Here is a 13,323-nt window from a genome sequence, read left to right on the forward strand (position 1 = left end):
ATTCGCCATGAAGTTGTTCGCCGGTGATTCCCATCTCGATTTATCATTTCCCCATGTGATGGGTATTTTGAATGTCACGCCCGACTCCTTTTCCGATGGCGGTAAACATAACGCGCTGGTCGATGCGCTCACCCACACCAATGAGATGGTCAATGCCGGCGCGACCATTATCGATGTCGGCGGTGAGTCGACCCGTCCGGGGGCCGATGAGGTCAGCGTCGAGCAGGAGCTGGAGCGGGTCATCCCGGTGGTCGAAGCGATTGCCCAACGTTTTGAGGTCTGGATCTCGGTCGATACCTCTAAAGCTGAGGTGATCCGCGAATCAGCGCGAGTAGGCGCTCACATCATTAACGACGTGCGTTCGCTCTCAGAGCCGGGTGCGCTGGAAGCCGCGGCAGCGACCGGCCTGCCGGTCTGTTTAATGCATATGCAGGGTGAACCACGCACCATGCAGCAGGCGCCGCACTATGAAAACATCCTGCACGAAGTGGACACTTACTTCGCGCAGCAGATCGCGCGTTGCGAAGCGGCGGGAATCAAAAAAGAGCGGCTGATACTCGACCCGGGCTTCGGTTTCGGTAAAAATCTTAGCCACAACTATGAACTGCTGGCTCATCTCAGCGATTTTCACCATTTCGGCCTGCCGCTGCTGGTGGGCATGTCGCGCAAATCGATGATAGGTCAGTTGTTGAATGTCGGTCCGTCACAGCGTTTAACCGGCAGCCTGAGCTGTGCGGTGATCGCCGCGATGCAGGGCGCACAGATTATTCGCGCCCATGATGTTAAAGAGACGGCCGAAGCGATGCGCGTGGTCGAAGCGACCCGAAGAGCAAAAGGATAATCATGAGTAATCGTAAATATTTCGGTACAGATGGCATTCGTGGCAAAGTCGGTGAAGCGCCAATCACCCCTGATTTCGTCCTTAAGCTGGGCTGGGCCGCAGGGAAAGTGCTGGCGCGTCACGGTTCGAAAAAGATCATTATCGGCAAGGATACCCGCATCTCCGGCTATATGCTGGAGTCGGCCTTAGAAGCCGGTCTGGCGGCCGCGGGCCTGACCGCCGCCTTTACCGGACCGATGCCGACCCCGGCCATCGCCTACCTGACCCGCACGTTCCGCGCTGAAGCGGGGATTGTGATTTCGGCGTCGCATAACCCGTTCGACGATAACGGTATCAAATTCTTCTCCTCCGAAGGCACCAAGTTACCGGACGACGTTGAAGAAGCGATCGAACTGGAGATGGAAAAACCGATTACCTGTGTCGAATCCGCCTTACTGGGCCGCGCCAGCCGTATTGTTGATGCCGCCGGACGTTACATCGAATTCTGCAAGGGCACCTTCCCAAGCGAACTCAACCTTAACGGCCTGAAAATCGTGGTCGACTGCGCCAACGGGGCCACCTACCACATAGCACCGAATGTATTGCGTGAGCTGGGCGCTACGGTGATTGCCATTGCCACCCAGCCGGATGGGATGAACATCAACAAAGAGTGCGGCGCTACCGATTTGAAGCTGCTGCAACAGCGGGTGCTGGCAGAGAAAGCGGATATCGGTCTGGCTTACGATGGTGACGGCGATCGCATCATGATGATTGACCATCTGGGCGAAAAGGTGGATGGCGACCAGATCCTCTACATCATTGCGCGCGAAGGACTGCGTCAGGGCCAGCTGCGCGGCGGCGTGGTCGGTACGCTGATGAGCAATATGGGACTGGAGCTGGCGCTTAAGCAGCTCGGTATTCCGTTTGCCCGGGCAAAAGTGGGTGACCGCTACGTGCTGGAGAAGATGCAGGAGAAGGGCTGGCGGCTGGGGGCAGAAAACTCGGGCCATGTGATCCTGCTGGATAAAACCACCACCGGCGACGGCATCGTGGCAAGTTTGCAAGTACTTACTGCAATGGTACGCAACCATATGAGCCTGCACGATCTGTGCAGCGGCATGAAAATGCTGCCCCAGGTGCTGGTCAACGTCCGCTTCACCGGCGCAAGCGATCCATTACAGAGCGACGCGGTAAAAACCGTGACGGCAGAGGTGGAAAAAGCGCTGGCCGGTCGTGGCCGGGTGCTACTGCGCAAGTCAGGAACCGAGCCGTTGATTCGGGTGATGGTGGAAGGCGAGAATGAGGCGCAGGTAACCGAACTGGCAAACCGTATCGCCGATCAGGTGAAGGCGTTTTAATCAGCTGACAGGCGGTTGGCAGGTTGCCGAACCGCCTGTAAAATCACCGGGATGGCGTTTTTTTCTGCAATCGGTTGGGGTGATGAAAATTGCGCTTGCAGAGGTATCCGCCTTTGGTTAGTATTCACACCCGCTTCTGATGGGTGATGACGAGACTCCCCATCAATACTGGTTGAAGCTTTAACTGTACGATTATCGTGCAAGGAACAGGTTGAATATGTACGAAGCTCTTTTAGTTGTTTTCCTTATTGTAGCTATCGCCCTCGTGGGTATGATCATGCTGCAGCAAGGCAAAGGCGCTGATATGGGAGCCTCATTCGGTGCAGGCGCATCCGGTACGCTGTTTGGTTCTACGGGTTCAGGTAATTTTATGACGCGTACAACCGGCATCTTAGCGGCACTGTTCTTCATCATCAGCCTGGTTCTCGGTAACCTGAACAGTAATAAAGCCTCGAAAGGAAGCGAGTGGGAAAATCTTTCTGCGCCGGCGCAGTCTTCTCAACAGACTGAACAGCCAGCTCAACCGGCCACGCCGGGCAGCGATATTCCTAAGTAAGTTCGTCAACACAACGAATCGTTGTGGTCAGTGTAGTGCCGTGGTGGTGGAATTGGTAGACACGCTACCTTGAGGTGGTAGTGCCCGATTGGGCTTACGGGTTCAAGTCCCGTCCTCGGTACCAAATCTTAGTATTACTTGCATTTTATGCAGGTTTGGCGTATTATTCGCCACGTTTTCGGACGCGGGGTGGAGCAGCCTGGTAGCTCGTCGGGCTCATAACCCGAAGGTCGTCGGTTCAAATCCGGCCCCCGCAACCACTTTCCCTTTGAGTTCTTTTTCAAATATACTGTGTGCATCGACGGACGCATTCACGGCTCATTTTTGAAAGAAAATTCTTTGGATGGAGTCCGAGCCGCGATGCGGCGTACAGGGTCCAGTGATTAAAAGCCCCGAATATTCGGGGTTTTTTGTTATTAGCGAATCGTAATACTGGGCTATAGGCCCTTTTTTTATGTCTTGGGGGTGGGCTTGTCCACATTAGAGCAAAAATTGACAGAGTTGGTATCGGCTCCGGTAGAAGCGCTGGGCTACGAACTGGTTGGAATTGAATTCGTTCGTGGTCGCACATCAACCCTGCGCATCTATATTGATAGTGAAGATGGCATCAATGTCGATGATTGCGCCGATGTCAGCCACCAGGTAAGTGCCGTAATGGATGTCGAAGATCCCATTACCGTACCTTACAACCTAGAAGTCTCCTCACCGGGACTCGATCGTCCTCTGTTCACCGCAGAACACTATGTCCGTTTTATGGGCGATGAAGTGAGTCTGGTGTTGCGTATGGCCGTTCAGAACCGCCGTAAATGGCAGGGAATCATCAAGTCAGTTGATGGCGAGATGATCACGGTGAACGTTGAGGGTAACGATGAAGTGTTCGCACTGAGTAATATTCAGAAAGCGAACCTGGTCCCCCACTTTTAAAAGTCCGGATTGAGGCTAACCAGGATGAACAAAGAGATCTTAGCTGTTGTAGAAGCCGTTTCTAACGAAAAAGCCCTGCCGCGTGAGAAAATCTTCGAAGCGCTGGAGAGCGCGCTGGCGACTGCGACCAAGAAAAAGTACGAGCAAGAAATTGACGTACGCGTCAGCATTGATCGCCGAAGTGGCGATTTCGATACTTTCCGCCGTTGGGAAATCGTAGAAGAGGTGACGCAGCCGACGCGCGAGATCACGCTGGATGCGGCCCGCTTCGAAGATGAAGCATTCAATCTGGGCGAATATGTCGAAGATCAGATTGAATCGGTCACCTTTGACCGTATCACCACCCAGACCGCTAAGCAGGTTATCGTGCAAAAAGTGCGCGAAGCTGAGCGCGCAATGGTGGTTGATCAGTTCCGTGAGCAGGAAGGCGAAATTATTACTGGCGTGGTGAAGAAAGTTAACCGCGACAATATTTCCCTCGATTTAGGCAGCAATGCCGAAGCGGTTATCCTGCGCGAAGATATGCTGCCGCGTGAGAATTTCCGCCCAGGCGACCGTATTCGCGGCGTGCTCTATTCGGTTCGCCCGGAAGCCCGTGGCGCGCAACTGTTCGTGACGCGTTCCAAACCGGAAATGCTGATTGAACTGTTCCGCATTGAAGTGCCAGAAATTGGCGAAGAAGTGATTGAAATTAAAGCCGCTGCTCGTGATCCGGGCTCGCGCGCTAAAATTGCAGTCAAGACCAACGACAAACGTATCGATCCGGTGGGTGCCTGTGTGGGCATGCGTGGCGCGCGTGTTCAGGCGGTTTCCAGTGAACTGGGCGGCGAGCGTATCGATATCGTGCTGTGGGACGACAACCCGGCGCAGTTTGTTATCAACGCCATGGCTCCGGCTGATGTGGCGTCAATCGTGGTTGATGAAGATAACCACACCATGGATATCGCTGTAGAAGCTGGCAATCTGGCTCAGGCGATCGGCCGTAACGGCCAAAACGTGCGTCTCGCTTCACAGCTGAGTGGCTGGGAGCTGAACGTAATGACCGTCGATGATCTGCAGGCCAAACATCAGGCTGAAGCACACGCAGCAATCGATATGTTCACCAAACATCTCGACATCGACGAAGAGTTCGCCACCGTACTGGTGGAAGAGGGCTTCTCTTCGCTGGAAGAACTGGCATACGTGCCAATCAACGAGCTGTTGGAAATTGACGGCCTCGACGAAGAGACCATTGAAGCCCTGCGTGAACGAGCAAAAAATGCGTTAACCACCCTGGCACTGGCGAAAGAAGAGAGCCTTGGTAACCAGCAGCCCGCTGAAGATCTTCTGAATCTTGAAGGTCTGGATCGTGCTCTGGCTTTCCGCCTGGCGTCGAAAGGCGTTTGCACGCTGGAAGATCTCGCTGAGCAAGGTGTTGACGATCTGACGGATATTGAAGGCATGTCTGATGAGCAAGCCGGCGCGCTGATTATGGCCGCCCGTAATATCTGCTGGTTCGGCGATGACGCGTAATAACAGGAAGGAACAGCATGACAGATGTAACCGTAAAATCGCTGGCCGCAGAAATTCAGACTCCGGTCGATCGCCTGGTACAGCAATTTGCTGATGCGGGGATCCCTAAGTCTGAAAATGACGCAGTGACCCAGCACGAGAAAGAAACCTTATTGTCTCACCTGAATCGTGAGCACGGTCAGGTCGGTTCAGCTAAGCTGACGCTGCAGCGTAAAACGCGCAGCACCTTGAATATTCCAGGCACCGGGGGTAAAAGTAAGTCGGTGCAAATCGAAGTCCGCAAAAAGCGCACATACGTGAAAGGTGATGCAGAGTCTGAGCAAGCTCAGGCCGAAGCAGAAGCCGAGGCGCAGCGTGAAGCGGAAGAGCAGGCGCAACGCGAGGCTGAAGAAAAAGCCCGTCGCGAAGCTGAACAGAAAGCGCAACGTGAAGCCGAAGAGAAAGCCAAGCGCGAAGCCGCTGACAAGGCCAAACGTGCAGCAGCGGAAAATGAGAAAGTGACAAATCAACCTACCGACGAAGTGACCAAGGCTGCGCAGTCCGATAAAGCCCGTCGCGAAGCTGAAGCTGCCGAACTGAAGCGTAAAGCTGAAGAAGAAGCCCGCCGTAAGCTTGAAGAGGCTGCCCGCCTCGTAGCAGAAGAAGCCCGCCGTCTGGCCGAAGAGAAGTCAGCTGAATGGGAAAAACCGGAAGAAGAGGATAAAGGCGACTATCACGTCACCACTTCGACCCATGCCCGCCAGGCTGAAGACGAAAATGACCGTCAGGTTGAAGCGGGTCGTGCGCGTGCGCGTACTACCGCTAAAGCTGCGCGTCCGGCGAAAAAAGGCAACAAACATTCTGAAGCCAAAACTGACCGTGAAGAAGCGCGTGCGCAGATTCGTGGTGGTAAAGGCGGTAAGCATCGCAAACCAAGCGCCTTGCAGCAGGGCTTTAACAAGCCAGCCCAGGCGGTTAACCGCGATGTGGTGATTGGCGAAACCATCACCGTAGCCGAACTGGCTAACAAAATGGCGGTGAAAGGTTCTCTGGTCATCAAAGCGATGATGAAGATGGGCGCTATGGCGACTATCAACCAGGTTATCGATCAGGAAACTGCACAACTCGTTGCCGAAGAAATGGGCCACAAAGTGACCCTGCGTCGTGAAAACGAGCTGGAAGAAGCGGTAATGGACGATCGTGATACCGATGCAGCGCAGGAATCTCGCGCACCGGTTGTGACCATCATGGGCCACGTCGACCACGGTAAAACCTCACTGCTGGACTACATCCGCTCGACCAAAATCGCCTCTGGCGAAGCGGGCGGCATTACTCAGCACATCGGTGCATACCACGTTGAAACCGATAACGGTATGGTCACCTTCCTCGACACCCCAGGCCACGCCGCGTTTACCGCGATGCGTGCACGTGGTGCGCAGGCGACTGACATCGTTATCCTGGTAGTGGCAGCAGATGATGGCGTGATGCCACAGACTGTCGAAGCTATTCAGCACGCCAAAGCGGCCAAAGTGCCGGTTGTGGTTGCGGTGAACAAGTGTGACAAGCCTGAAGCCGATCCGGATCGCGTTAAAAACGAACTGACTCAGTACGGTATCATTCCGGAAGAGTGGGGCGGCGAAAACATGTTCGTCAACGTGTCTGCGAAAGCGGGTACCGGCATTGACGATCTGCTTAACGCTATCCTGCTGCAGGCGGAAGTGCTGGAACTGACCGCTATCCGTGAAGGTATGGCGAGCGGCGTGGTAATCGAATCGTTCCTCGACAAAGGTCGTGGTCCGGTTGCGACCGTGCTGGTACGTGAAGGTACGCTGAACAAAGGCGACATCGTGCTGTGTGGCTTCGAGTATGGCCGCGTTCGTGCAATGCGTGACGAACTGGGTCGCGAAGTGATGGAAGCGGGTCCGTCTATCCCGGTTGAGATTCTGGGTCTGTCTGGCGTGCCGGCTGCCGGTGATGAAGCGACCGTGGTCCGTGACGAGAAGAAAGCGCGTGAAGTGGCACTTTATCGTCAGGGCAAATTCCGCGAAGTTAAACTGGCTCGCCAGCAGAAATCTAAGCTGGAGAACATGTTTGCTAACATGACCGAAGGCGAAGTGTCTGAACTGAACATTGTGCTGAAAGCCGACGTTCAGGGTTCTGTGGAAGCGATCTCCGACTCCCTGCTGAAACTCTCCACCGACGAAGTGAAGGTGAAGATTGTCGGTTCAGGCGTGGGCGGGATCACCGAAACCGATGCGACGCTGGCTGCAGCATCTAACGCCATCCTGCTCGGCTTTAACGTCCGTGCCGATGCGTCTGCGCGTCGCGTCATCGATGCAGAAAGCCTGGATCTGCGTTACTACTCCGTCATCTATAACCTGATTGACGAAGTGAAAGCGGCGATGAGCGGTATGCTGGCTCCGGAATACAAACAGCAGATCATTGGTCTGGCTGAAGTCCGCGACGTGTTCAAATCACCGAAATTCGGTGCAGTGGCAGGTTGTATGGTGACCGAAGGCAACATCAAGCGTCACAATCCAATCCGCGTCCTGCGTGACAACGTGGTGATTTACGAAGGCGAGCTGGAATCTCTGCGTCGCTTTAAAGATGACGTCAACGAAGTGCGTAACGGCATGGAGTGCGGTATCGGCGTGAAGAACTACAATGACGTCCGTGTCGGCGATATGATTGAAGTCTTTGAAGTGATTGAAGTTAAACGCACCATCGCGTAAGTCACTGCTGATGTGATGCAATTTGGGAGGCCATTGGCCTCCCGAATTATTTGGGAGAAATAATGATGGCGAAAGAATTTGGTCGCCCGCAGCGCGTTTCACAAGAGCTGCAAAAAGAGATTGCGATGATCCTGCAGCGTGAGATCAAAGATCCGCGTCTCGGCATGATGGTCACCGTCTCCGGTGTTGAAGTGTCACGTGACCTGGCCTACGCCAAAGTGTTCGTGACCTTCCTGAATGATAAAGATGAAGAAGCGGTAAAAAATGGCCTGAAAGCGCTGAAAGAAGCTTCAGGTTACATCCGCATTCTGCTCGGCAAAGCGATGCGCCTGCGTATCGTGCCGGAGCTGACCTTCTTCTACGACAATTCGTTGATCGAAGGGATGCGCATGTCTAACCTCGTCAGCAGCGTCGTGAAAAACGATGCTGAGCGCCGTGGCCCTGACGCCACCGGTGAAGACGAGGAGGCGTAATGAGTCGTCCGCGTCGTCGCGGTCGCGACGTCCATGGCGTGTTGTTGCTGGATAAGCCACAAGGCGTTTCGTCGAATGATGTGCTGCAGAAAGTGAAGCGTATTTTTAACGCCAACCGTGCAGGACATACCGGCGCGCTTGATCCGCTGGCGACCGGCATGCTGCCGATTTGCCTGGGTGAAGCAACCAAGTTTTCACAGTATCTGCTGGACTCCGATAAGCGTTATCGGGTGATTGCTCGCCTTGGCGAGCGCACTGATACCTCTGATGCCGATGGCAACGTGGTGCAGACGCGCCCGGTGAGTTTCAGTCAGGCAGACCTGGATACGGCACTGGACAGTTTCCGCGGCGAAACGCTGCAGGTGCCGTCAATGTTTTCTGCGTTAAAGCATCAGGGCCGTCCGCTGTATGAATATGCGCGTCAGGGCATTGAGATTGCGCGCGAGCCGCGTCCGATCACCGTCTACGAATTGCAATTTATTCGCTGGGAAGGGGATGAACTGGAGCTGGAAATTCACTGCTCCAAAGGGACCTATATCCGCACTATCATCGATGATCTGGGCGAGAAGCTCGGCTGCGGAGCGCACGTTATCATGCTGCGTCGGGTGCAGGTTGCACGCTACCCGTATGAGCGGATGGTCACGCTGGAACAGCTCAACAGTTTACTGACTGAGGCGACCGAAGCCGGTATTCCGCTGGAAACCCAGCTGGATCCGCTGCTGCTGCCGATGGACAGTCCCGCTGCAGACTTCCCTGAAGTGAATTTGTTGTCTGCCGTCGCGGCGTACTTCAAACAGGGACAGCCGGTGCAGGCCAGCAACGTGCCGGCGCAGGGACTGGTCCGGGTCACCGAAGGCGAAGCGCGTAAATTTATCGGCATGGCGGAAATCGCCGACGATGGCCGCGTGGCGCCCCGGCGTTTAGTGGTTGAGTATCAGGATTAAGCGGCGTGACGTTTTTTCGCTGATAGTGCAATTGCGTTGCTATCGGGCGAAGAGTAGAATAGCGCGGCTTTAAAGCGGGATGCTGAATTAGAGATCGGCACCCATACATTCATTTTTTACTGGAGTTTATTATGTCTCTAAGCGTAGAAGCTAAAGCAGAGATCGTTGCTAAATATGGCCGTGGTGCTAACGACAGCGGTTCAACCGAAGTTCAGGTTGCCCTGTTGACTGCGCAGATTACTCATCTGCAGGGTCACTTCTCTGAGCACAAAAAAGACCACCACAGCCGCCGCGGTCTGCTGCGCATGGTATCTCAGCGTCGTAAGCTGCTGGACTACCTGAAGCGTAAAGACGTTGCACGCTACAGCAGCCTGATCGAAAGCCTCGGTCTGCGTCGCTAAGTCTGAAAAATCGGGTCGTCGGCGCGTCATGCAGCGTTTTTGCACCGTACGTGACCTGCGATCGGATTTGTGCGAGTTTCGCGAAAAGGGGGCCTTTATGGCCCCTTTTTTCGAGCAATCGGCAGCAATCCGGACCAAACTCATGTATTGTTGCTTAGTGTGATCTTTGTTTGCAGAGTTTCGCGCGGCTAATGAGAGGCTTTACCGCAGGGGCGGTTAAGGGTTGTCATTAGTCGCGAGGGATGCAACTAAAGATCGGTAATCAATGGCAGGCTACAGATAGCCGTGCCCCGAAGTTAAGGACTTTGATTTTGCTGAATCCGATCGTACGCAAATTCCAATATGGTCAACATACCGTCACGCTGGAAACCGGCATGATGGCTCGCCAGGCGACTGCCGCTGTGATGGTGAGCATGGACGATACCGCAGTGTTCGTTACCGTTGTCGGCCAGAAAAAAGCGAAACCAGGTCAGGACTTTTTCCCGCTGACCGTTAACTATCAGGAGCGTACCTACGCTGCTGGTCGTATCCCAGGCAGCTTCTTCCGTCGTGAAGGCCGCCCAAGCGAAGGCGAAACCCTGATTGCGCGTCTGATTGACCGCCCGATTCGCCCGCTGTTCCCGGAAGGCTTTGTTAACGAAGTTCAGGTTATTGCTACCGTGGTTTCCGTAAACCCACAGGTTCACCCGGACATCGTAGCGATGATTGGTGCTTCTGCTGCGCTGGCGCTTTCAGGCCTGCCATTCAACGGCCCAATCGGCTCCGCGCGCGTCGGCTACATTAACGATCAATACGTGCTGAACCCAACGGCCGATGAGCTGAAACAGTCTCGTCTGGATCTGGTGGTTGCCGGTACGCAGAATGCCGTTCTGATGGTGGAATCTGAAGCTGAGATCCTGTCAGAAGAGCAGATGTTGGGTGCGGTGGTATTTGGCCACGATCAGCAGCAGGTTGTTATCGAAAACATCAACGCGCTGGTCGCTGAAGCGGGCAAACCTCGCTGGGACTGGCAGCCAGAAGCCGCAAATACCGCGCTGATTTCTCGCGTGGCTGCGCTGGCTGAAGCGCGCATCAGCGATGCTTACCGCATCACTGATAAGCAGGAGCGTTACACCCAGGTTGGCGTGATCAAAGACGAAACCATCGCAGCCTTGCTGGCTGAAGATGAAACGCTGGATAGCGCTGAAATTGGCGATATCGTGCACAGCCTTGAAAAGAATGTGGTTCGTACCCGCATCCTGAACGGTGAACCGCGCATCGACGGTCGTGAGAAAGACATGATTCGTGGGCTGGATGTGCGTACTGGCGTACTGCCACGTACTCACGGCTCTTCGCTGTTCACCCGTGGTGAAACGCAGGCGCTGGTAACCGCCACGCTGGGCACCACCCGCGATGCGCAGAATCTGGATGAGCTGATGGGCGAACGTACCGACAGCTTCCTGTTCCACTATAACTTCCCTCCGTACTCTGTCGGTGAAACCGGTATGGTTGGTTCGCCTAAGCGTCGTGAAATTGGTCACGGTCGTCTGGCGAAGCGCGGCGTGTTAGCCGTGATGCCAAAAGCGGAAGAATTCCCGTACACCGTTCGTGTGGTGTCGGAAATCACCGAATCCAACGGTTCTTCATCAATGGCTTCTGTCTGTGGTGCCTCACTGGCGCTGATGGATGCAGGCGTACCGATCAAGGCTGCTGTTGCCGGTATCGCGATGGGTCTGGTGAAAGAAAACGAGAAGTTTGTGGTTCTGTCTGACATCCTGGGCGACGAAGATCACCTGGGCGACATGGACTTCAAAGTAGCCGGTAGCCGTGAAGGTATCACCGCGCTGCAGATGGACATCAAAATCGAAGGCATCACGCGTGAAATCATGCAGGAAGCGCTGAACCAGGCCAAGGGTGCGCGTCTGCACATTCTGGGCGTCATGGAACAGGCTATCAGCACTCCGCGTACTGAGATTTCTGAATTCGCACCACGCATTTACACCATCAAAATCAGCTCCGATAAGATCAAAGATGTGATCGGTAAAGGCGGCTCAGTGATTCGTGCACTGACCGAAGAGACGGGCACCACGATTGAAATCGAAGACGATGGCACGGTGAAAATTGCTGCGACCGATGGTCTGAAAGCGAAAGAAGCGATTCGTCGTATTGAAGAGATCACCGCAGAAATCGAAGTGGGCCGCATTTACAGTGGTAAAGTGACCCGCATCGTTGACTTCGGCGCCTTCGTCGCTATCGGCGGTGGTAAAGAAGGTCTGGTACACATTTCTCAAATCGCCGATAAGCGCGTTGAGAAAGTAACCGACTATCTGCAGATGGGTCAGGAAGTTCCGGTTAAGGTGATGGAAGTTGATCGCCAGGGCCGCGTCCGTCTGAGCATCAAAGAAGCGACAGAATCTAAGCCGCAGACTGAAGAAGCTGCAGCGGTGAGCACACCTGACGCTGAATAAGTCGTTGCTGATTTGCCCCTCCTTGCCTGGCAGGGAGGGGCGTTTGTGTCATCGCGAGGGCGGGAATCCTTGTGCACAGCAGGCGGATGACAGGATGGTTATCCCAATGTTTGTATTCGGGAGTGGGAAATGAAGCCTTTTCTGCGCTGGTGTTTTGTTGCGACAGCTTTGACGCTGGCAGGATGCAGCAACTCCAATTGGCGTAAGAACGAAGTTCTTGCAGTACCTTTACAGCCCACACTGCAGCAGGAAGTGATTCTGGCGCGCATGGAACAAATTCTTGCCAGTCGCGCCCTCACCGATGATGAACGCGCACAGCTGTTATATGAGCGCGGAGTGTTGTATGATAGTTTAGGTCTGCGGGCATTAGCGCGGAACGATTTTTCGCAAGCGCTGTCTATAAGACCAGATATGCCAGAAGTGTTTAACTACTTAGGCATATATTTAACGCAGGCGGGCAACTTTGATGCCGCCTATGAAGCGTTTGATTCTGTACTTGAGCTTGATCCAACTTACAACTATGCGCATTTAAACCGTGGTATCGCCCTCTATTACGGCGGTCGATACAAGTTAGCGCAAGATGATCTGCTGGCGTTTTATCAAGACGATCCTAACGATCCTTTCCGCAGTCTGTGGCTCTATCTCGTTGAACGTGAGATGGATGTCGACAAGGCAAAAGTCGCGCTTCAACAGCGTCACGACAAAGCGGTCAGAGACCAATGGGGATGGAATATTGTCGAGTTCTACCTGGGTGACATCAGCGAAAAATCGTTGATGGAAAGTCTCCAGGCGGACGCAACGGATAACACCTCGCTCGCTGAACATCTCAGTGAAACCAACTTCTATTTAGGTAAGTACTACCTAAGTCTGGGGGAGAAGGACGACGCGAAAGCGTTGTTCAAACTGGCGGTGGCCAACAACGTCAATAACTTTGTTGAACACCGATACGCATTGTTGGAACTGGCGCAACTCGGCCAGGCACAAGACGATTTATCAGAATCTGACCAGCAATAGCTGACGAACTTTAATTGCCTGTAAAACCTGTCAAGTCATCATCTTCAGGGATGAGGGCTTTTCTGTTCGTCAAAACTTCTAATTTGAGCCGGTTCACACTTTTTGATGAAAATGACTGAAAGTTTTCACGACGAGTTATGTAGACTGGCCGCCGCAATCTAAG

At 54.0% G+C, this 13,323-nt stretch carries 12 protein-coding genes and 2 tRNA genes; all 14 read left to right on the forward strand.

The genetic code is table 11. From position 1 onward, the window contains the following. Nucleotides 1–7: 7 nt before the first annotated feature. Nucleotides 8–841, forward strand: coding sequence for a dihydropteroate synthase (gene folP / locus AC6I8I_RS02055; RefSeq protein WP_031375416.1), 834 nt, complete (start codon nucleotides 8–10; stop codon nucleotides 839–841). A gap of 2 nt (nucleotides 842–843) precedes the next feature. After that, a complete protein-coding gene (gene glmM, locus AC6I8I_RS02060; RefSeq protein ID WP_312055276.1) occupies nucleotides 844–2,178 on the forward strand; it encodes a phosphoglucosamine mutase in 1,335 nt (444 codons plus the stop codon). 217 nt (nucleotides 2,179–2,395) lie between these two features. Next, entirely contained in the window at nucleotides 2,396–2,734 is a 339-nt protein-coding gene (gene secG, locus AC6I8I_RS02065; protein ID WP_159860389.1) for a preprotein translocase subunit SecG, read from the forward strand. A 37-nt stretch (nucleotides 2,735–2,771) separates the two neighbouring features. Then, nucleotides 2,772–2,858: transfer RNA gene (locus AC6I8I_RS02070), tRNA-Leu, on the forward strand. 59 nt (nucleotides 2,859–2,917) lie between these two features. Further along, nucleotides 2,918–2,994: transfer RNA gene (locus AC6I8I_RS02075), tRNA-Met, on the forward strand. Nucleotides 2,995–3,205: 211 nt separating this feature from the next. Then, a complete protein-coding gene (gene rimP / locus AC6I8I_RS02080) occupies nucleotides 3,206–3,658 on the forward strand; it encodes a ribosome maturation factor RimP (protein ID WP_031375413.1) in 453 nt (150 codons plus the stop codon). A 24-nt stretch (nucleotides 3,659–3,682) separates the two neighbouring features. Continuing rightward, nucleotides 3,683–5,170, forward strand: coding sequence for a transcription termination factor NusA (gene nusA, locus AC6I8I_RS02085; RefSeq protein ID WP_031375412.1), 1,488 nt, complete (start codon nucleotides 3,683–3,685; stop codon nucleotides 5,168–5,170). A 17-nt stretch (nucleotides 5,171–5,187) separates the two neighbouring features. Further along, entirely contained in the window at nucleotides 5,188–7,881 is a 2,694-nt protein-coding gene (infB, locus tag AC6I8I_RS02090; RefSeq protein ID WP_233985456.1) for a translation initiation factor IF-2, read from the forward strand. 65 nt (nucleotides 7,882–7,946) lie between these two features. After that, nucleotides 7,947–8,354: a 30S ribosome-binding factor RbfA gene (gene rbfA / locus AC6I8I_RS02095; protein ID WP_031375410.1), complete on the forward strand. Its 408-nt coding sequence runs from the start codon at nucleotides 7,947–7,949 to the stop codon at nucleotides 8,352–8,354. Continuing rightward, nucleotides 8,354–9,298, forward strand: a complete 945-nt coding sequence (truB, locus tag AC6I8I_RS02100) for a tRNA pseudouridine(55) synthase TruB (protein WP_312759838.1) — start codon at nucleotides 8,354–8,356, stop codon at nucleotides 9,296–9,298. Before rbfA ends, truB begins: the two co-directional genes overlap by 1 nt. 131 nt (nucleotides 9,299–9,429) lie before the next feature. Further along, nucleotides 9,430–9,699: a 30S ribosomal protein S15 gene (gene rpsO, locus AC6I8I_RS02105; protein ID WP_003851063.1), complete on the forward strand. Its 270-nt coding sequence runs from the start codon at nucleotides 9,430–9,432 to the stop codon at nucleotides 9,697–9,699. Between the two features lie 311 nt (nucleotides 9,700–10,010). Next, on the forward strand, nucleotides 10,011–12,146 hold the full coding sequence (pnp, locus tag AC6I8I_RS02110; protein WP_069728795.1) for a polyribonucleotide nucleotidyltransferase: 2,136 nt from the start codon (nucleotides 10,011–10,013) through the stop codon (nucleotides 12,144–12,146). A 129-nt stretch (nucleotides 12,147–12,275) separates the two neighbouring features. Beyond that, the gene (gene nlpI / locus AC6I8I_RS02115; protein ID WP_031375407.1) at nucleotides 12,276–13,160 is read left to right on the forward strand and encodes a lipoprotein NlpI; all 885 of its coding nucleotides are present in this window, start codon (nucleotides 12,276–12,278) and stop codon (nucleotides 13,158–13,160) included. A gap of 111 nt (nucleotides 13,161–13,271) precedes the next feature. Beyond that, on the forward strand, nucleotides 13,272–13,322 hold the full coding sequence (gene yrbN / locus AC6I8I_RS02120; RefSeq protein ID WP_152689941.1) for a protein YrbN: 51 nt from the start codon (nucleotides 13,272–13,274) through the stop codon (nucleotides 13,320–13,322). Nucleotide 13,323 lies beyond the last annotated feature (1 nt).

This window comes from Pantoea sp. X-Soil-YNGN-775 (genome assembly GCF_059730575.1).

Coding starts and splice junctions, on each gene's coding strand:
- folP (WP_031375416.1), top strand. CDS start 8: ATGAAGTTGTTCGCCGGTGATTCCCATCTCGATTTATCATTTCCCCAT.
- glmM (WP_312055276.1), top strand. CDS start 844: ATGAGTAATCGTAAATATTTCGGTACAGATGGCATTCGTGGCAAAGTC.
- secG (WP_159860389.1), top strand. CDS start 2,396: ATGTACGAAGCTCTTTTAGTTGTTTTCCTTATTGTAGCTATCGCCCTC.
- nusA (WP_031375412.1), top strand. CDS start 3,683: ATGAACAAAGAGATCTTAGCTGTTGTAGAAGCCGTTTCTAACGAAAAA.
- infB (WP_233985456.1), top strand. CDS start 5,188: ATGACAGATGTAACCGTAAAATCGCTGGCCGCAGAAATTCAGACTCCG.
- rbfA (WP_031375410.1), top strand. CDS start 7,947: ATGGCGAAAGAATTTGGTCGCCCGCAGCGCGTTTCACAAGAGCTGCAA.
- truB (WP_312759838.1), top strand. CDS start 8,354: ATGAGTCGTCCGCGTCGTCGCGGTCGCGACGTCCATGGCGTGTTGTTG.
- rpsO (WP_003851063.1), top strand. CDS start 9,430: ATGTCTCTAAGCGTAGAAGCTAAAGCAGAGATCGTTGCTAAATATGGC.
- nlpI (WP_031375407.1), top strand. CDS start 12,276: ATGAAGCCTTTTCTGCGCTGGTGTTTTGTTGCGACAGCTTTGACGCTG.